The following is a 19,136-nucleotide window of genomic DNA, read 5'->3' as shown; positions in this document are numbered from 1 at the left end:
TTAGAAATCGTTATAAATATATGAACCGGTATTCGCGGTGTGAAAACCATACATAAAAAACAAAACAAGCAGTATCATCAAATAAAATCCTGTATGACATGTCCACTTGACAGCGGGCTTTTCATACAGCTGTTTCATTAATTGCAGCATATCAAAAATTCCCTTCCCGTTTTTTCGACAATCACATGAGTATTTGACGATCAGATGCTCAAAAAGTTTCATTTTTCCCCTAATCTCCCTCAGATTAATATATCGGCGGCTTCTTTTGAAAATGAATCTTTATACCTGCAAGAGCTTGGGCTGATTCATAATAGGGAAAGACCAATGGAGTCAAAAGATCTTTCTTAACTTTTAAAAAGCGTAATGCACTTAAAAAAATTTTTCTGTACCTGTTCGTTCAGACAAAAGCAGAAACCTAATGAAATCGGGGCAGAAAGCGTATAATAAGAAAGAAAACGCCTTCTTCCGGTATCTTGTGAAATGGGGGAGAAGTCATTATGATAGATAAGGAAGCAAAAAGGAGTTTTTATCAAGCTGCCGGCTGAAAAAAAGTAAGCCTTTTAATAGAAAGGAAGAGGAAGATGAACCAAACAAATAAGGGTGAGGGTCAGACAGCGCCGGAAAAAGAAAGCATGGGGCAGATCCTTTGGCAGTTAACCCGTCCTCATACGTTAACCGCATCGTTTGTGCCTGTGCTGCTGGGAACGGTTTTGGCGATGTTTTATGTGAAGGTTGATCTGCTGCTGTTTCTGGCTATGCTGTTTTCTTGCTTATGGATCCAGATCGCGACGAACTTATTTAATGAATACTACGATTTTAAACGAGGGTTAGATACAGCAGAATCAGTAGGAATCGGAGGAGCGATTGTACGCCACGGAATGAAGCCTATAACGATTTTGCAATTAGCCCTTGCATCATACGGCATTGCCATTTTGCTCGGTGTCTATATTTGCGCAAGCAGCAGCTGGTGGCTGGCTCTGATCGGCCTCGTCGGCATGGCGATCGGGTACCTGTATACAGGCGGGCCGCTGCCGATTGCGTACACGCCGTTCGGTGAGTTATTCTCAGGCATTTGCATGGGTTCGGTGTTTGTGCTGATTTCGTTTTTTATTCAGACAGATATGATCAACACGCAAAGCATTCTGATTTCGATCCCGATTGCGATTCTTGTCGGTGCGATTAACCTGTCGAACAACATTCGCGATATTGAAGAGGACAAAAAAGGCGGACGCAAAACATTGGCGATTTTGATGGGGCATAAAGGAGCTGTTACTCTCCTGGCTGCGTCGTTTGCTGTCGCTTATATTTGGGTTGTCGGCTTGGTCATTACCGGTGCCGCAAGCCCGTGGCTGTTTGTCGTCTTTTTGAGCGTGCCTAAGCCGGTTCAGGCAGTGAAGGGCTTCGTCCAAAAAGAATTGCCGATGAATATGATTGTCGCAATGAAGTCAACAGCCCAAACAAATACATTTTTCGGATTCCTGCTCTCGATCGGATTATTGATCAGCTACTTCCGGTAAAAAGAAAGACCGCTTGTTTCGTGCGGTCTTTTTTTGTTACATTCGACCGCATTTTGTAAAAAAATTCATAAAACCATGCTGCAAGCAGGCACGTCTAGTACATGGACAGCGGATAAAGATCCGTTAAAGGAGATGACGAAAATGGATTTATCTGTAACACATATGGACGATTTAAAAACAGTAATGGAAGATTGGAAAAATGAATTATTAGTTTATAAATTTGCGCTTGATGCCTTGGATACAAAGTTCTCAATTATCAGCCAGGAATATAACCTCATTCACGGACACAATCCGATTGAACATACGAAATCCCGTGTCAAAAGCTTTGAAAGCATCGTGAATAAGTTAATGAGAAAGGGCTGCGAGATTACGACGAAGGAAATGAAGGAGCACATCAACGATATCGCCGGTGTGCGTATCATTTGTTCCTTTATTTCTGATATTTACAATGTTGTTAACGTGTTAAAGCAGCATGAAGATTTGAGAATCGTAAAGGTGAAGGATTATATCCAGACGCCAAAACCGAACGGCTACCGAAGCCTGCATTTAATCATTGAGATGCCTGTGAATTTAACGAACCGTGTGGAATACGTCAAAGCAGAAATTCAAATCCGAACGATTGCGATGGATTTCTGGGCGAGCCTTGAACATAAAATTTACTATAAATTGAACAATGACGTTCCTAAGCAATTAACAGATGAGCTGAAGGAAGCTGCGGAGATCGCCCATTATTTAGATGAGAAAATGCTGGGTATTAAGAAAGAAGTGGATTAGAAAAGACGGCAGCAAAGTGCCGTCTTCTTTATTTGATATCTTCATAAATGTCGGAGGCTTTGGCCTTCATTTGTTTTTTAATGGCTTTTTGTTTCTTCTCTTTTTTCACAGCCTGATAGACAGCGGCTGTCACAAGATCGCCGGCTTGCTGAAGGCGTTCTTTGCTGATATGTTCAATCGAGTCTTCAGGGGTGTGGTACCACGGCTCAACTTCTTCGGTTTCAGGGTCTCCCCAAATAAAGTTGGCGGAATCAATGCCAGCTTCGTGGAACGGCACATGATCAGATGATCCTCCCTGTGTGAGAGACAAGCTGTCAAATCCAATTTTTTCAGCCGCCGTATGGCTGGATTCCCAAACAACGTTAGATTGGCCGTCCAATGTGTTGACATACAGCTCAGACGCTTTTTCCCAGCTTGTGCCTACCATGTCTAAGTTGAAGTTTACTTTGCTTCGTTTCAACTCTTTTTCCGATAGATGATCTACATAGTGGGAGGAGCCGAGCAGGCCAAGCTCTTCAGCGCCAAAAGCGATAAAGCGGATTTCTTTATCAGATGGAACGCTTTTTAAGACGCGCGCCATTTCCAGCATGACAGAGGTTCCTGAGCCGTTGTCATTTGCCCCGGGGGAAAAAGGAACACTGTCGTAATGGGCCGTCACGTAGACGATCTCTGGATCTTTGATGTTCTTTGGTTTTTTGATCCCGATGATGTTCTGGGAAGTTTGGTTTGTGAATGCTTTTAGTTTTAAGGTTGCTTCTTTTTGCTGGGTAAGGGTTTCACCGTCTTCTTGCTTAATTCCGACAACAGGAATGCTGACTTTATTTCCCGACAGGTTTGGCGTCACAGGTACTAGGCTTTCTTTGTTGTTATAAATGATGACAGCCTTGGCTCCGGCAGCTTCGGCGTTTTTAGCTTTCTCGTAAAATGTAAGGTCTCCTCTGGAAATCAAGACGATTTTGCCCTTGGCGTCAGCGGTAAAGTCCTCTGGATAGCCCAAGCCGGCATTGTAAAGCGGAGCCGTCAGCCCTTGTCCTTCAGTCGGAGCCGAGCCGGATGCCGCCCGGAGAAGAATATCGCGTCCTTCTGAAGACAGCGTTCCCTCAAGCCGGTCAGGGATTCCAAAACGTTGAACCTTCACATCAAGCTTTAATTTTCTCAAGGATGAAGCGATTAACAGGGCACTCTTTTTTTCAGCGGCAGTTCCGGCTATTCTGGGGCCAATTGTTTCACTAAGCTGAGAAATGGTTGAGTACGCACGCTTTGCGTGAAATGGGAGCTCCCGCTCGTTATCTAATATTTGAACAGCGCGGGCGGCAGGGGTGACACTCTGTGCCGGCATGAGAATCGTACCGGCAGTTAAAACGGCCATTGTCATGACAGTTAAAAGTTTTTTCATCAAAAAGAAACCTCCCCTAATGTATGGATGGGGAATATTTCGGGATGCTAAGGGAATTTCCTGCAAAAAGGAGAGCGTTTTTGAAAAGACAGTGCTTAATACCTGTAAAAAAACGCTTATGAATGAAGGGTCATAAGCGTTTTGGGATATCAATCTATTGGAGTTTTAAAAACTTGCGTTTGCCGACTTGGATGATCATATTCTCTTTTATCTCCGCATTGGCGTGAATATCTGTTATTTTCTCTCCGTCAATTCGGACACCGCCGTTTTGAAGCATGCGGCGTGCCTCGCTCTTCGAAGAGAGGAGCTCTAATGTGACGAGCAGATCGACAATCGATAATGTTTTCTCGCCTTCCCATTGGACAGCCGGAATATCATCAGGCAGGCTGTTTTCCTGAAAGACTGTTTTAAACGAGTGTTCGGCAGCTTCAGCCGCTTCGGCTCCGTGATACATTCGGACGATTGTTTTGGCTAAAAGCATTTTGGCATCCCGCGGATGAACAGCGCCGGTTTCTAGGTCTTTCACGAGCTGTTTTTTCTCCTCAAGCTCTAAGTCCGTTGCCAATTGGATGTACTTTTTCATCAGGCTGTCGGGCAGTGACATCGTTTTTCCGTACATGTCATTTGGATGTTCATCAATGCCGATGTAGTTATTTTTTGACTTCGACATTTTTTCAACCCCGTCTAAGCCTTCCAAGAGCGGCATAAGGATGACGACTTGTTTTTCTTTGTTGTATCGTTCTTGGAAATGCCGCCCCATCAGCACATTGAAATGCTGGTCTGTCCCGCCTAATTCAATATCGCTTTCGAGAACGACGGAATCGTATCCCTGCATCAACGGGTAAAAGAATTCATGAAGCGAGATCGGTTTTTGCATGGCTATTCGTTCTTCAAAATCGTCGCGTTCCATCAGGCGGGCTACCGTTATTTTGCCTGCCAATTCAATGACATCTTCCAGATTCAATGTTTTCAGCCATTTCGAGTTGTAGTGAAGCTCGATTTTTTCTGGATCCAGAACTTTCCCGAATTGCTCAAAGTATGTTTTGGCGTTGTGCTGAACTTCTTCATCAGTCAGCTGCTTTCTGGCTGCCGATTTTCCGGTCGGATCACCGATTTTTCCTGTGAAATCCCCTATTAACAGCTGGACAATGTGGCCGTTTTCTTGAAATTGGCGAAGCTTGTTTAACACAACTGTATGGCCCAAATGTACATCCGGTGCAGATGGATCTAATCCGAGCTTAATTTTAAGCGGTGTGCCTGTGAAAACGGATTTGACGAGCTTGGCCTTTAATTCCTCCGGCGGTATGACCTCATGGGCGCCAGTCATGTATAGCTGAAGCTGTCTTTCGACTTCTTTTTGCTGTGCTGCTGTGAGCTGCTCAAATGTTTTCATGATTCTTCCTCCTTTTTTAGAAACACAAAAAAGAGCCCATCCCGAAAAGGGACGTGGCTCAATGCACGCGGTACCACCCTGGTTGAAGACATCGTCTTCCGCTCATTCGAATAACGGTTTCCCGTTCTTTGCTACTAAGGTTCACAAAGAAAGCTCGGGGAGGTAATTCACGGTTGCCTGTGCGCCGGCTCGCACCTTCCGCCGGCTCTCTGAAACAGGGAGACAAAACGCTACTGGATTCCCGTCAAAGCTTATGTTGTATGAAGATTGTCAGCTACCTTTCTAAGCAGCTCTGTCAATGTTTTCTGTTCGTCCTTCGTCATACCCGCAATGAGCTCTGTTTCCCCTTTGTGAAACTCCGGGTAGAGCTCTTCGATCGCTTGTTTTCCGGAATCGGTGATGGAGACAAACACGAGCCGTCGATCTCTTGTGTCGATGCTTTTGCTGCAAAAATTCTTTCTTTCGAGCGTTTTGATCACGTTGCTTGCTGTAGCTGTTGAAATGCCTGACAGCTCAGCAATTTTTCTCGTTTCGAGCGCCCCCCATACCCATAGATCATAAAGGATGGAGAAAGCGGTCCAAGAAAGGCTATAGGAAGAAAGAACCTCAGTCTCCATTTTGACACGGAGCTTTTGCGCAGACCGATACAGGTTCGTCGCAATCGATATGGCTTCCAGGTTGAGTGACTCAACGGGCATTTGTTTAAGCTTAGAAAGTGTGTCATGTTCTTCTTTCCGAAGCTGCTGATGTTGATAGGAACGTTCCATTTTTTAGGCCTGCCTTAAATTATCAGAATCATTAGCTATGAAATGAATTGTAACAGAGACCTATTTGAACTTCAAGCCTATATATCGGTTGAATAAAAAAGGCCCCCACAACACCAAAATAAACAAAAACTCGCAAACGGGGTGCAATCTTGCAAAAATATGTTCAATCCGTCTATAAACATGATCCATTTCACCTTTTTTCAGCAGAGCATGTGGTAACGTTAACGATCATCGCTCTTTTGGCCATTCTGTTGTTTCTGTTCCGCGAGGCGGTCAAGCGGCCTAAGGTCAGCCGGTTTTTGCGTTATTTGTTTGTGTTTCTGTTGCTTGGTTCGCAAATCGGTTATCAAATATGGATGATCGCCACGGGCAGGTGGTCGGTGCGCACTTCATTGCCTCTCCAGCTTAGTGACCTGTCGGTGTATTTGTCGGCCATCCTGCTGTTGACCAACAGCAGGAAGCTGTTTGTATTTCTATACTTTGTCGGCATCGGCAGTTCGATTCAAGCGCTTGCTACTCCTGATCTCGGTATGTTTTCATTTCCGCATATCCGATATATCCTCTTTTTTATTTCGCACGGGTCCGTATTTTTGTCCTGTCTGCTGATGGCGATAATTGGGACATATAAACTGAGACAGCGTTCTTTATGGGGGACGGTCCTCATTGTCAATGTGTACGGCGTCTGCATTTATTTGCTAGATCGGTGGCTTGGCGCGAATTACATGTATTTAACGAAGAAGCCGGGCGGATCCTCTCTATTGGATGTTCTCGGGCCGTGGCCGTGGTATATCGCTTCGGCTGAAGCCATAACGATCGCCAGCTTTTACATTCTTTTTTGGCTTTATCGCATGTTCAAAAAATGACACCTTTTTTGTTGTATAGCACATTCTGATAAAAAAAATATCGAAGAATAGTGTTTAATTTTCTGAAATCGGGAATGTAACTTGTACAACACAAAGGGAGATGAATACCATTGAAGAAAGATGAAATTATGCATATCGTGTCATGCGCAGATGATAATTATGCTCGTCATTTAGGTGGGATGTTCGTTTCTTTATTGACAAATATGGATCAGGAGAGAGAAATAAAATTATATGTCATTGATGGCGGAATTAAGCCTGATAACAAAAAAAGACTGGAAGAAACCACGTTGAAATTCGGCGTTCCGATTGAGTACTTGGAAGTAGATACCAATATGTATGAACATGCGGTAGAGAGCAGCCATATTACAAAAGCGGCGTATTACCGCATTTCGATTCCTGACTTAATTAAGGATGAGAGCATCAAACGAATGATTTATATCGATTGTGATGCGATTATCCTTGAGGATATTTCGAAACTGTGGGACTTGGATATTGCTCCATATACGGTTGCTGCTGTTGAGGATGCGGGGCAGCATGAACGCCTGAAAGAAATGAACGTCACTGATACAGGTAAGTATTTTAATTCAGGTATCATGATTATTGATTTTGAATCTTGGAGAAAGCAAAACATCACAGAAAAAGTCATCAACTTTATCAATGAAAACCCGTCTGAAGACTTTCTTGTGCTGCACGACCAAGATGCACTGAATGCGATCTTGTATGATCAGTGGTATGAACTTCATCCGCGCTGGAACGCTCAAACCTATATCATCTTAAAACAAAAAACGCCTGCGACGCTGTTAGGCCAGAAGCTTTATAGAGAAACGAGAGAGAACCCGGCCATTGTCCACTTCTGCGGCGGAGAAAAGCCTTGGAATTCAAATACGAAACACCCGTATCGCGATCAGTATTTCCATTATATGTCGTACACGAAGTGGAATACGATCAGCAATCCGGCGATCAACCAATAAATTGAATATAAAAACGCTTTTGATCATCTCAAAAGCGTTTTTTGTTTGCCTCAGCGTGCGACTGACCGTTGGTAAAACCGCTGAATATGCATGGCGATATAGCACAATTCTTTTTCAGGAAACTCAAAGCCGTATTCCTTCTTCACAAATGTGCCGATGCTTAGGGCACACAGGAAGGCATCCTTAAACTTCTCTTTAATAATGTCGATCATTTCTGCATCCAGCTCGTAAATGGATTCACCCGCTTTGATATGCTGAATGGCGAAGCGGAGATGGGTCACAAGCCGTTCATAAGAGATGGTATCTTCAACAATGTTGATCGACAGCTGAATTTCAATAATCTCGATAATATCACGGATCATTGTTGTAATATCAAGCGTCTGTGTCATATCACCGGCATTGTTTCTTGCTGTGTGGATGTGCATGGCGATATTGCCGATTTCATCATCAGGAATGTGAATCCCCAGTTTATCTTTAATCAGCGCTCTGGCCCACAATCCGATCTGGAATTCCTTCGGATAAAGGACTTTGATCTCATTCAGCAGCGGATTTTTAATGACCATCCCATTGCTCAGGCGTTCAATCGCAAAAGAAAGATGATCTGAAAAAGCGACGTGAATGCGCTCGTTGATTTTAATGTTCAGCTCTTTTTCGGCATGGGAGATAATTTGCTCAGAAATCTGAATATGGTCTTCCGGCAATGTTTCTAAAATCTCTTCGAACTGCTTATAGTCAGCTGTATCTTTTCTGACAAAGGTTTTTTCAATTTTTGAAGGATCGACAATATCATTCTTCTTTTTGTCGAACGCAATTCCTGCACCTAAGAGAATCTTCTCTTCATTTTGATCCTTTACGACGATAGCATTATGATTTAAGATTCTTTTAATTTTCATAGCTTTTTTGTCCTTTCATCCCCCGTTTTATGAATGAAATCGAATAAAACCAGTTATTCTGTCTCTTCTTTAAACCCGAGAAACAATGTAGCTATAAAAGCAGAGACGGCTGCGATCAAAAAACCGATCATATAATGAACAAAATTGGCGGCGCCAAATGGCAGCACGATTGAAATCATCGGAATGCCTGTCAGCCCGTAGGAATTTGACACGACATGTACCGCAACCACATATGCTCCGCCAATAGCGCCGCCGATGGCAGCTCCGATAAAGGGACGGATCAGTTTGACATTAACCCCGAATACAATCGGCTCTACAATCCCTAAAAACGCGGTCAGGGAAGCAGGGAGCGCGATTTTCTTCAGGCTTGATTGTTTCGTTTTAAAGAAAACTGCAAGCCCCGCTCCGCCTTGAGCCACATTCGCCATCGACCATATCGGCACTAAAAAGTTCACGCCGACATGCGGATCAGCAAGCAGCGTTGCTTCAATTGCATAAAAGCTATGATGCAAGCCAGATAGAACGATGGTGGAGTAGATGCCGCCGAACAGGGCTCCGGCAGCAATGCCGGCGTGATCATAGATATAGACAATCGACTGTGTCATGATCTGGCCGATGATGGACGCGGCGGGATTCATCACAATCAGCGCAAGGCACCCTGTCATCATGACCGTAATAAAAGGAATGATGACGACATCGAGCGACTTCGGCACAATCGATTTTAACAGCTTCTCGATTTGGCTCATGACATAAACGGAGAGAAGAATTGGAATAATGGAGCCCTGATAGCCCATCATTGGAATATGCAGCCCCCAGATGTCTAAGGAAGCGGGGGTTTTGCTGCCGAGCATAGACGGGTCCAGCAAATCAGGATGCGTCAAAAGCCCTGCTATCACTGCCCCTAAATAGGGATTGCTGCCAAATTGCCGTGCGGCACTGAAGCCGACCAAAATCGGCAGCAAAATAAAGGCTGTGCTGGACACGAGGTCGAGCACTTTGATCCATGGGCTGTCGGCTGCGAACCAGTGAAACACCTTAATCATGCCGATCAGCCCCATGAGAAGGCCGCTTGCTGTAATTGCCGGGATAATCGGCACAAAAATATCAGACAGTGTTTTAGCAAATGCAGCGACAGGATTCAGCTTCCCTCTGGCCTTTTTCTGTTGAACAGGCTCTTCAGAAGGCGCGGCCTCCCACACGTGAACGACTTCTTTATATATTTTGTTGACGACGCCTGCTCCAAAGATAATCTGGAATAACCCATATCGGAAAAAGGTGCCCTGCACACCTTGCAGATTTTCAATGGCATGTATATTTATTTTCGTCTCGTCTTTTACCTCAAAACGAAGACGGGTTGTACAATGGCTGATGCTGATAATATTGCTTTTTCCTCCTGCGAGGAGCAATAATTCTTTTGCAATCTCTTTTTGCAAGCAATCAAAACCTCCTTTGCTGAAGAAAAGTCGGCTTGTTCATCGTATCAAATGAAAAGTTGACAATCAAAATGAAAAAAGTGAGAAATACCGGCTGAAAATGGGAAAAACGTGCAAGGACAACAAAAAATGCCCGCGTCGGTGACGGAGCATTAGAATAGGGATTGTCCATGGCGCCGTGATGAGCCCAACACGAAAAGAAGAGTTAAAATGCCCTGCTTTTTTAGGCACTAATACTCCCTTTGCATCATTGGGTCTTGCCTGCCTGCCAGTCACAATCCCTCCATATGTGGTGATAACTGTAATAACGTTCATTTTATGCTGTTCATGGCTGGATAGCAATAGTAGGAAAAGCCTGTGCGTTTAATGGGAAAAAGGTTGTGTTTGGTGTTTTTTGTAATGGAAAAAGCCTGTGGGACCTAGAATACAAGTCTTACAGGCTTTTTGGTTACTTTTTCGGTTTGACGGCATTCAGCCGTTTTTACAGCTTTGTTTTTTCATTGGATGCTTTTAATTGATTGACTGCAGACTGAGCGGATGTCTTTGATTTTTTTGTTTTGTCTTTTTCCGCTCTCTTCACTTTTGCTTTAGCAGTTTCGACTTTTTTTGCTTCGGCTGCCGCCACTTTTTTCTTCACTTTGTCTAACCGTTTTTGCAATGCCGTTTTGTCTTTGCCTGATTGAAGCTGATTGACTGCTGATTGTGCTTTTGCCGCATTTGCATCAGTTGTTTTCTTTTCAGCTGCAGATACGGATTGTTTAGCTGTTTTCAAATTGGCGCTTTTCACTTTATTAAGGCGTGTCTGCAGGGACGTTTTTTCTGAACCTGCCGACAGCTTGCTCACTGCTGATTGTGCACTGTCGACATCTGTTTTCTTTTTGCTTTTTTCCGCTTTCGCTACTTTCTCTTTCGCCTGCTTTGACGCGATGTAGCGTTTTACTTGGTCTAAGCGTTTTTGCAGGTTCTTTCTGTCTGTTCCATTCGGCAGCTTGTTAATGAAAGTTTGTGCTGTATCAACAGATTGATGTGTTTTATACTTTTCTGCCTTTGCGACTTTGTCTTTCGCATCTTTTACATTTCTGTAGGACTGTACTTTATCAATTCTTTTTTTCAGGGCCGTTTTGGCGTCAGAATCCGGCAGCTGGCTGACGAGTTTTCTCGCTATGTCAATATCGGTTTGTGTTTTTGTTTGTTCCGCTTTTTTCACCGCTTGCTCTGCCGCCGCGTACGCTGAATCTGTTGCCGGTGCTTTATACTGGATTAAGCCGTAGCCAAATTGCTGATCGCGGCCTGCGGTTCCAAGATCAACGATATGTTTTTGCATATCTGCGCGAAGCTGCACGTTTGTCTCGGCAGGATCACGCTGTTTTAACAAAGCAAACATGGCAGCGGCGTGCGGTGTCGCTTGGGATGTTCCGCTTCCAGTTGCATAATATTGGTGTAAATATGTGCTCGTGATGTTTGTTCCCGGCGCCGAAAATTCAACTTCATCTCCAGTAGTTGAGAAGGAGGCAAGCTGGTTCTTTTCGTTTGTCGCTGAAACCGCCACGACACTGCTGTATGCCGCCGGATAGTTTACAGGCTTGCCGTTCCCGTCGTTCCCGCTTGCAGCAACGAGCAGAACGCCTTGTTCATATGCTTTGTCCACGGCGTCATGAAGGATTTTGCTGTCTGACGTCGTGCCAAGGCTCATATTGATGATGTCCATCCCATGGGTGATTGACCAGTCGATTCCTTGGAGAAGGCCTTGAAGATCCCCCGAGCCGTTCTGATCAAGCGCTTTAACCGCGTAAACTTGTGCTTCCGGTGCGATGCCGTCAATTCCGTAGCCGTTATGCTTGGCTCCGATAATCCCTGCGACATGTGTTCCGTGGCCGTTATCATCTTTGTAAGAAGAGGTATAACTGACAGCTGAATACCCGCCGGCAATCGACAGGTCATCGTGGGGGGAGATTCCGCTGTCAATGACTGCAATTTTGACGTTTTTACCTGTCAGTCCTGCCTTCCAAGCCTGTTTCCCCTGAATGGGCTCAAGGTTCCATTGCTCGAAGTTGTCAGAGGTGTCAGTGCCGTCTGACAGCACTTTGAAATCTGTGTTGCCTGCTGCAGTGAATGAGACGTTGTTTTCAACGTACAAAATATCAGGATCCTGTTTTAATTCTTTTACTGTCTCCTGATCTGCTGTGACCGCTACCGCAGGAAGATGTTTATACTGCTGTTCAACCTCAGCATCGCTGTCCAGAACGGTTTCCTTTCCAGCCTTATTTTTATAAACCACAATAACCTCTTTCTCGCTGCTGTTTTGCGCATGCGCGAAAGGGCCTATGGCGAGAAAACTGAAAAACAGAGTGACTGATACAACAAGTTTGCAAGACATGTTTTTCATGATTTATCTCCTTTTTCTATGATGTTTGATATATATATCGGAGAAAAAAGAGAGTTTGACAGTAAGGAGGAAAAATATTTTCATGGACAGGATTGTTCAGTCCATGCAGATTTTTTCCGCAGGAAGAGGAAATTTTCTAAATGAATTTGTAAGCGTTTTCAAAATAAGATAAAGAAAACATTGCGAAGGTTGTTCACAAAGCAATGAGAAAAGGGGGCTTTTCAGATGAGCGCATTCACTCGGGTGATGGAAGAAAAAATTATGCCTGTCGCTGGGAAAATTGCCGGGCAGAGGCATCTCAGCGCTTTGCGTGACGGAATTATCCTGACCATGCCGCTGATTATTATCGGATCTGTCTTTTTGATTTTAACGAGCCTGCCGATTCCGGGTTATGCTGATTTCATGACGAGTGTGTTTGGGAAAGAGTGGGCGGATAAGCTCGGTTATCCCGTTAATGCTTCATTTGATATTATGGCGATGATCGCCGCTTTTGGAATCGCCTATCGTCTTGCGGAAAGCTATGGTGTCGATGCCCTTTCTGCCGGCGCGATATCAATTGCCGCATTTCTACTGGCAACGCCGTTTGAGGTGCCGTTTACGCCGGACGGCTCAACGGAATCCATCATTGTCGGGGGCGGAATCCCGATCACACTGCTTGGTAGCAAGGGTTTATTTGTCGCCATGCTGATCGCTTTGTTTTCAACTGAAATCTATCGGTACATTATTCAAAAAAATATCGTCTTTAAAATGCCAGACGGGGTGCCGCCTGCGGTAAGCAAATCATTTGTCGCGCTGATTCCCGGCTTTATCATTGTGTTTCTAGTGTGGCTGGCACGTCTTCTGATTGAAATGACCCCTTTTCAGAGCCTGCACAATGTCGTAGGAGACCTGCTTGGCACACCGCTTTCCATTCTTGGCGGCAGTCTGGGCGGCAGCCTGATCGCTGAATTTGTGCAGATGCTGCTTTGGTCGTGCGGGATTCACGGAGCTTCAATCATTGGCGGAATCATGGCGCCGATTTGGTACGGCGCGATGGATGCCAACCGTCTCGCGTTTCAGGCGGGCGAGGCGCTGCCTAGTATTTTTACGACTCAGTTTTTTCAAATTTGGATTAATGTCGGTGGAAGCGGTGCGACGCTGGCGCTTGTTCTGACAATGCTTGTGCGCTCCCGGAGCAAACAAATGAAGCAGCTTGGCCGACTAGGGATTGGCCCTGCGCTATTTAATATCAACGAGCCGATCATTTTCGGCATGCCGATTGTCATGAACCCGCTCCTCATTGTTCCTTTTATCATCGCACCACTCCTCACGATAACAGCGACTTATATCGGCATGAGCACCGGACTGGTGGCAAGGCCGGCCGGAATCGCCGTGCCATGGACGATGCCGCCGCTCATATCAGGCTACCTGGCCACAGGCGGAAAGGTATCGGGTGCCGTTATGCAGCTAGTGAATCTGCTGATCACCTGCGCCATCTATTATCCGTTTTTTAGAATATGGGATCATCAAAAATGGAAGGAAGAGAGTGCGGTTGAATCTGGGGGTAAGAATGTTTCGTGATGTAACGTAAAAGGGCTGATGGTCTTCTAACAACTATAAGTAAATGTTAGAATATGTAAAGGAGGTGCGCATGCTAGATTACATATGGTTAGAAGACGAATCACCAATCTTAAAACAAATACCAGTCGAATATACATCAGCTGCTATTTTATTTTCTCCTTTTATTCAAATGCCTGAAGGATGGGAAAAAGCAAAGAGAAAAAATGATTATGAGCATATCTATCCAAATGATGAGGAAATAAGGGAAAAAGGCAAAGCTATTTCATGGAAGAAGGTTATGTCCTCTTGCGGCTTTCAAACACATGCTGAGCTGGCGCTTGCTTTAATGACGTCGATAGGCGCCTTAAGGGACGAGTGCGCGAGAGAGGATTTGGCTGAGGTTTTACATGCAAACATAAATGGAGACCTCTATTATCCCAGTGAGGATCATATTTCGAATTTTCATATTCCGAGTTTGGTAAAAGTGTTTGGTGCGAATGGATCCAATCGGTTTTATTACTCAGAACCGATTGTGGATAACAGCGGCTTTTTGGACATAACTAAGGCTAACTTGCAGACGATACTTGATGAAGCCGCCGCAGAGCTCATTTTGACTGATGAGAAAATGGACTTTGTGTTTATGAGTGTATATGACTCATTCATTAATGTTTTTTTAGCGAAAGATGAAAACATCAATGACTTGGTTCAGCGTATGGGCTGGGAAGCCATGATTTGCGATGAGTCAACGTATATCAGATGGTATAGATAAAAAAAGAACGTACATCACAAAATGTACGTTCTTTATTTTTAACGCTGAAAGAACTCAATCCACTCGCCATCAGGACCTTCGATATAGAAGTAACGGTACCCGTTTGGTAGAGTTGTGATCTCTTCGTCGATAAATTTCGCGTTCATTCTTTCCGCTTTTGTATATTCAGCCGCGATGTCATCTGTCAGCAGGGCAATGTGGTGCACTTTTCCTTCGACGGGAAGCTCGCTGCTATAGCCTTGAATCAATTCGATTTCTGTTTCCGGGCCGTCTTCAAAGCCAAGAAAAGCAAGCTCGATTACACCGTTCGTGTGTGTGATGCGATCCTTCAATTTCATGCCGAGAACCTCTTCATAAAATGTGATGGACGCGTTGATATCCCTTACCATAATGCCTGTATGGTCAATTCGTTTTGCCATGCTGCTCCTCCTCGTAACTCTTTTTGTCTATCGTAGAAAAACCTTTCCTTTCTGTCAATGCAGACATCTTGGCGTTTTGTGGTACGATAAGAGAAAGCAAACAGAAAGAGGACGAAATATATGAAGCTACTCACCCTAAAGAAAGCACATGGTGCAAAAATCAAAAAAGGCTATCCGCTCATCGATAAGGAAGCTCTCGCAGGGAGTGCGGGGCACGTGAAAGAAGGAGACCTCGTTGATATCGTGTCAGAGAGCGGCGAGTATCTCGCGCGGGGCTATTTCGGCCTGCAAAACAAAGGGGTCGGCTGGACGCTTACCCGCAATAAACAAGAACAGATTGACCAAGCCTTTTTTCTCAGCAAATTATCAAAAGCGGTCCAAGCGCGCGCCAAACTATTCGCCGCCCAAGATACAACGGCATTCCGCCTGTTCAATGGTGAGGGCGACGGGGTCGGCGGCGTCACGATCGACTATTATGGCGGCTACCTGCTGATTCAATGGTACAGCAAAGGCATTTACACCTTTAAAGACATGCTGATTTCCGCTTTGGATGAACTGGATCTTGATTATAAAGCGATTTATGAGAAAAAACGCTTCGACACGGCTGGACAATACGTTGAAGATGATGACTTCGTGAAAGGGAAAAGAGGCGAGTTCCCGATTATCGTTCAGGAAAATGGCATTCAATACGCGGTGGACCTGAATGAAGGCGCCATGACGGGCATCTTTTTGGATCAGAGACATGTGCGCAAGGCGATCAGAGACCGATATGCAAAAGGAAAAACAGTGTTAAACACGTTTTCTTATACGGGTGCATTCTCCGTGGCAGCGGCGCTTGGCGGAGCGGAGAAAACAACAAGCGTGGACGTGGCAAACCGGAGCATGGCCAAAACGATCGAGCAATTCAGCGTGAACAAGCTTGATTACGAGGCACACGACATTAAAGTGATGGACGTGTTTAACTATTTTTCGTATGCGGCGAAAAAGGATCTGCGCTTTGATCTGATTATTCTCGATCCACCTTCCTTTGCACGTACAAAAAAACGCACCTTCAGCGCGGCCAAGGATTATAAAAATCTGCTGAAGGAAACGATCGCCATCACAGCTGACAAGGGTGTTATCGTTGCTTCCACAAACAGCAGCGCCTTCGGCATGAAGAAATTCAAAGGTTTTATCGATGCCGCCTTTAAAGAAACAAATGAACGCTACACCATTATTGAGGAATTTACGCTGCCGGAAGATTTCAAAACGATTTCGGCGTTTCCGGAAGGCAACTACCTAAAAGTAGTTTTTCTGCAGAAAAAATAAAGCAAAAAGCTGCCCTGTTCAGGAGCAGCTTTTTTTTATGTAGAAATGATTTGCTGGACGCGGCCGATGCGGCCATCTTCAAGCCGGACTTTAATGCCGTGAGGATGAAAGCTTGATTTCGTCAAAATATCCTTCACTGTCCCTCTCGTCAATTTTCCTGTTTTTTGATCTGCTTTCAATACAATATCCACCTGTAATCCTTTTGAAATGCTGCTTCGCTCTTGCCCGTTCATAGCGCACATCCTTCCTTTTTGTTCATTATAGTCATTATGGTTTAAAAGTAACAGCCGGCTGATGAACTGTATTTTTGTTTTTTTCAGCCTTCATTAAATATAATGTCAGCCCAAAGCCTGCTATGCTCAGAATGCCAAAAAGCAAGTAGACTGCGAAAATGGACACGTAGTCAAAAATGTACCCGCCCGCAAATGTACAGAACCAGTTGCCGAATCCATTGCCGATGGCCGCGTACATGGTTAACGCCGTCGCCTCAACATGGCTTGGAGTGATTTTTTTCACGTATTGAAGCGCCGCCGGGATAAATAAACCGATGGCCACTCCCTGAAGAAAGACCGTCGCATAAATGATCCATAGTGAAGGCGCTGTGAAATAGAGCGCCCACCTGAATAATGAGACCCCTCCTGACAACATAATGACGTTGAGCAACCCCATTTTATCTATAAATGTTTGGGCGAATCGCATAAATGGAATTTCCGAGATCACGCCGATGAAAAATAACATGCCAATAGCGGAAAGTGACGCGCCGCTTTTGTCCAGAAAAAGACTGAAATACGTATTGTTCGCTAAGTTTGGAGCAAATGTCGTAAAGGTGATGATCATAAAGATGAGGAACGATTTGTTGCTGATAAGCTCCCGGAATCCTTTGCGGATATTGACCTTTGTTTTGGTTTTCTGCTGGCCGGGCATTTGAGAGGCCAATATGGCGGCCATGCACAGAAAGCCACAGCCAAAGATAAAGATCACATGAATGGGGTAAAGCTGATTCGTCAACTGTCCCATGGCAAACACTGCGACCCCAAAGCCGAGTGAACCAAACAGGCGGATTCCGCCGTAGTTGCCGTTTGTTTCTTGTGTGTACCTTAGTGAAATGCTGTCCGATAATGGAATAATCGTGCTTTGAAATGCTGCAAAACAGGCTGCAATCAAAATAAACAGGGGAAAGCTGTCAAATGCAATATAGCCTAATCCAATGATACCTGTGATTGATGTGCAAACCGCCAGCAGACTTTTTGTTTTTTGCGTATAGTCACTCAGCATGCCCCAAAACGGCTGAAAGAAAATCATCACAATCGGGCCGAGTGACATGATCATTCCGACCTGTGATCCGCTTACATGTTGTTCTTTCGTTAAATACATACTGAGTAAGGGAATAATGCTGCCCGTGCCGAGAAAAGCAAACAAATAAAATCCTTTTAACGCGGCGTAATGCCGCCTCACCTGCAAGTTGTGCATGGGGTGCCTCCTTTGGTATCCACAAATTCCATTATATTGGAATTCGCCAGCTTTTCAATAAGGGATAGCACATAAAAAAAACTGCCCTTGAGAGGACAGTTTTTTCTTACATAAATGATAGTAACAACGGCGCTGCGCAAAGTGTCATAATCGCTGCTAAGATCATTGACACGCTGGATATCGTACCGGACACAGAGCTAAGTTCAAATGCTTTTGACGTTCCCGCTCCGTGTGCGCTTGTGCCGAGCAGCACGCCCCGCGCAATTTCATTATCAATGCGGAAATAGCGGATGACCATCGGGCCGATTACTGTGCCTAACAAAGCGGTCAAAATCACAAACACGGCTGTGACGGCAGGCATTCCGCCGATCATTTCCGATACGTTCATTGCGATCGGTGTTGTCACTGATCTCGGGACGAGGCTATCAATTAAGCCGGTGCCGAGGTGAAGCCATTTCGCAATCAGAGCGGTTGAAATAATCGCGATGCATGAACCGACGGCCACGTTCAAAATAATTTCCACTGCGTATTTCTTTAAAACAGGGAAATATTTATATAACGGGATCGCGAATGCCACGGTAGCCGGCTGAAGCATATCGGTCAGCCATTCGCCGCCGAGATTATATGACTCGTACGGGACATTCACCAGCAGCAGCAGACCGACTAACACAGCGGGCGTCACCAATAGCGGCGACGTATAGACACGCGGAAAACGTTGATATACTTTTTTTGCTCCTACATACACCAAAACCGTTAAAAACAAACTTACAATTCCGATGAACACGTATGCTTTTTCTCCTTTCTTTTTGCAATGATTTGTGTAAGCGTTCCTGTAGACACCATCACGACAAACGTGCTGATGATGACAACAAGAAGAATGCTGACACCAAATTTCGACATAATGTCTCCGTATTCAATCACTCCGACGGCAGACGGGATAAAAAATAAAAGCAGCTCCCCGAGAAGCCACGCTGCGCCAAGCTCTATCCATTCAAGCTTGATGATCTTAAAGTGTAATAATGTGAAAAGAATCACAATCCCAATTATACTGCCGGGAATATTTATATGAAGAAGGGCTGTCACCGAATTAATCAGCCGAGCAAATATAAATAACAGAGCGATTTGAATAACGGTTAGCAACAGTTTTTTCATATTGATGCCTCCCTTATATTCATATTGTACATAAGGTCTCGCTATAGGTAAAATATATATAAAGAATAATAAGTATTCCTTTTGTC

At 44.7% G+C, this 19,136-nt stretch carries 19 protein-coding genes, 1 pseudogene and 1 other annotated feature; of the genes and pseudogenes, 8 read left to right on the top strand and 12 right to left on the bottom strand.

Annotated elements, in window-relative coordinates; translation table 11 throughout:
* Window positions 1-150, bottom strand: a complete 150-nt coding sequence (locus M0696_RS19550; RefSeq protein WP_003227330.1) for a teichoic acid D-Ala incorporation-associated protein DltX — start codon at window positions 148-150, stop codon at window positions 1-3.
* 135 nt (window positions 151-285) lie between these two features.
* On the opposite strand from M0696_RS19550, the pseudogene M0696_RS19545 reads away from it, so the two are divergent.
* From M0696_RS19545 to ywaC, 3 genes and pseudogenes are all read left to right on the top strand, one after another.
* Window positions 286-419 (top strand): annotated as a pseudogene (locus M0696_RS19545) (hypothetical protein).
* Window positions 420-581: 162 nt separating this feature from the next.
* Entirely contained in the window at window positions 582-1,517 is a 936-nt protein-coding gene (locus M0696_RS19540) for a 1,4-dihydroxy-2-naphthoate polyprenyltransferase (protein ID WP_166846836.1), read from the top strand.
* Window positions 1,518-1,658: 141 nt separating this feature from the next.
* A complete protein-coding gene (ywaC, locus tag M0696_RS19535; protein ID WP_003222250.1) occupies window positions 1,659-2,291 on the top strand; it encodes a GTP pyrophosphokinase YwaC in 633 nt (210 codons plus the stop codon).
* A gap of 28 nt (window positions 2,292-2,319) precedes the next feature.
* On the opposite strand, the gene M0696_RS19530 is transcribed toward ywaC, so the two are convergent.
* The 3 genes from M0696_RS19530 to ywaE all read right to left on the bottom strand — a co-directional run bounded on the left by M0696_RS19530 (window position 2,320) and on the right by ywaE (window position 5,847).
* Window positions 2,320-3,687, bottom strand: a complete 1,368-nt coding sequence (locus M0696_RS19530) for a M28 family metallopeptidase (RefSeq protein ID WP_248602308.1) — start codon at window positions 3,685-3,687, stop codon at window positions 2,320-2,322.
* Between the two features lie 154 nt (window positions 3,688-3,841).
* Complete coding sequence (tyrS, locus tag M0696_RS19525; RefSeq protein ID WP_248602790.1) at window positions 3,842-5,083, bottom strand: tyrosine--tRNA ligase; 1,242 nt, start codon at window positions 5,081-5,083, stop codon at window positions 3,842-3,844.
* A 41-nt stretch (window positions 5,084-5,124) separates the two neighbouring features.
* Window positions 5,125-5,337, bottom strand: a binding site (T-box leader).
* Window positions 5,332-5,847 carry a tyrZ transcriptional regulator YwaE gene (gene ywaE, locus M0696_RS19520; protein WP_063093892.1) on the bottom strand — a complete coding sequence of 172 codons (516 nt, stop codon included), beginning with the start codon at window positions 5,845-5,847 and terminating at the stop codon, window positions 5,332-5,334. Its footprint overlaps the feature before it by 6 nt.
* Window positions 5,848-5,996: 149 nt before the next feature.
* Here ywaE and M0696_RS19515 point away from each other — a divergent pair, with 149 nt between their 5' ends.
* Window positions 5,997-6,710 carry a YwaF family protein gene (locus tag M0696_RS19515; protein ID WP_166846842.1) on the top strand — a complete coding sequence of 238 codons (714 nt, stop codon included), beginning with the start codon at window positions 5,997-5,999 and terminating at the stop codon, window positions 6,708-6,710.
* Between the two features lie 110 nt (window positions 6,711-6,820).
* Window positions 6,821-7,681, top strand: coding sequence for a glycosyltransferase family 8 protein (locus tag M0696_RS19510; protein ID WP_166846845.1), 861 nt, complete (start codon window positions 6,821-6,823; stop codon window positions 7,679-7,681).
* A 50-nt stretch (window positions 7,682-7,731) separates the two neighbouring features.
* On the opposite strand, the gene sacY is transcribed toward M0696_RS19510, so the two are convergent.
* The 3 genes from sacY to epr all read right to left on the bottom strand — a co-directional run bounded on the left by sacY (window position 7,732) and on the right by epr (window position 12,393).
* Window positions 7,732-8,574, bottom strand: coding sequence for a transcription antiterminator SacY (sacY, locus tag M0696_RS19505; protein ID WP_166846848.1), 843 nt, complete (start codon window positions 8,572-8,574; stop codon window positions 7,732-7,734).
* A 53-nt stretch (window positions 8,575-8,627) separates the two neighbouring features.
* Entirely contained in the window at window positions 8,628-10,007 is a 1,380-nt protein-coding gene (gene sacX / locus M0696_RS19500; protein WP_222142272.1) for a SacY negative regulator SacX, read from the bottom strand.
* A gap of 481 nt (window positions 10,008-10,488) precedes the next feature.
* Window positions 10,489-12,393 (bottom strand): minor protease Epr, encoded by a 1,905-nt coding sequence (gene epr, locus M0696_RS19495; RefSeq protein ID WP_248602307.1) that lies wholly within the window; start codon window positions 12,391-12,393, stop codon window positions 10,489-10,491.
* A gap of 225 nt (window positions 12,394-12,618) precedes the next feature.
* On the opposite strand from epr, the gene celB reads away from it, so the two are divergent.
* Both celB and M0696_RS19485 read left to right on the top strand, forming a co-directional pair.
* On the top strand, window positions 12,619-13,953 hold the full coding sequence (celB, locus tag M0696_RS19490) for a PTS cellobiose transporter subunit IIC (RefSeq protein ID WP_248602306.1): 1,335 nt from the start codon (window positions 12,619-12,621) through the stop codon (window positions 13,951-13,953).
* A 70-nt stretch (window positions 13,954-14,023) separates the two neighbouring features.
* Complete coding sequence (locus M0696_RS19485; protein WP_248602305.1) at window positions 14,024-14,701, top strand: DUF2711 domain-containing protein; 678 nt, start codon at window positions 14,024-14,026, stop codon at window positions 14,699-14,701.
* A 38-nt stretch (window positions 14,702-14,739) separates the two neighbouring features.
* Here M0696_RS19485 and glxA read toward each other — a convergent pair whose 3' ends face one another.
* A complete protein-coding gene (gene glxA / locus M0696_RS19480) occupies window positions 14,740-15,120 on the bottom strand; it encodes a glyoxalase GlxA (RefSeq protein ID WP_003236077.1) in 381 nt (126 codons plus the stop codon).
* A 120-nt stretch (window positions 15,121-15,240) separates the two neighbouring features.
* Between glxA and M0696_RS19475 the strand changes: the two genes are divergently transcribed.
* Window positions 15,241-16,428 carry a class I SAM-dependent rRNA methyltransferase gene (locus tag M0696_RS19475; RefSeq protein ID WP_248602304.1) on the top strand — a complete coding sequence of 396 codons (1,188 nt, stop codon included), beginning with the start codon at window positions 15,241-15,243 and terminating at the stop codon, window positions 16,426-16,428.
* A gap of 35 nt (window positions 16,429-16,463) precedes the next feature.
* Here the strand turns inward: M0696_RS19475 and M0696_RS19470 are convergent, their stop codons facing one another.
* The 4 genes from M0696_RS19470 to M0696_RS19455 all read right to left on the bottom strand — a co-directional run bounded on the left by M0696_RS19470 (window position 16,464) and on the right by M0696_RS19455 (window position 19,050).
* Window positions 16,464-16,661, bottom strand: a complete 198-nt coding sequence (locus M0696_RS19470; RefSeq protein WP_003236073.1) for a YwbE family protein — start codon at window positions 16,659-16,661, stop codon at window positions 16,464-16,466.
* Between the two features lie 34 nt (window positions 16,662-16,695).
* A complete protein-coding gene (locus M0696_RS19465) occupies window positions 16,696-17,898 on the bottom strand; it encodes an MFS transporter (protein ID WP_222142268.1) in 1,203 nt (400 codons plus the stop codon).
* A 106-nt stretch (window positions 17,899-18,004) separates the two neighbouring features.
* The gene (locus M0696_RS19460; RefSeq protein ID WP_222142267.1) at window positions 18,005-18,682 is read right to left on the bottom strand and encodes a CidB/LrgB family autolysis modulator; all 678 of its coding nucleotides are present in this window, start codon (window positions 18,680-18,682) and stop codon (window positions 18,005-18,007) included.
* Complete coding sequence (locus M0696_RS19455) at window positions 18,664-19,050, bottom strand: CidA/LrgA family holin-like protein (RefSeq protein WP_222142266.1); 387 nt, start codon at window positions 19,048-19,050, stop codon at window positions 18,664-18,666. The genes M0696_RS19460 and M0696_RS19455 overlap by 19 nt, the downstream gene beginning before the upstream one ends.
* Window positions 19,051-19,136: the final 86 nt, after the last annotated feature.

Origin of the sequence: Bacillus rugosus (assembly GCF_023238245.1) — a bacterium.
Classification (GTDB): Bacteria; Bacillota; Bacilli; order Bacillales; family Bacillaceae; genus Bacillus; species Bacillus rugosus.
Note: the sequence above shows the minus strand (reverse complement) of the source record. Positions and strands in the feature narration are given on the sequence as shown.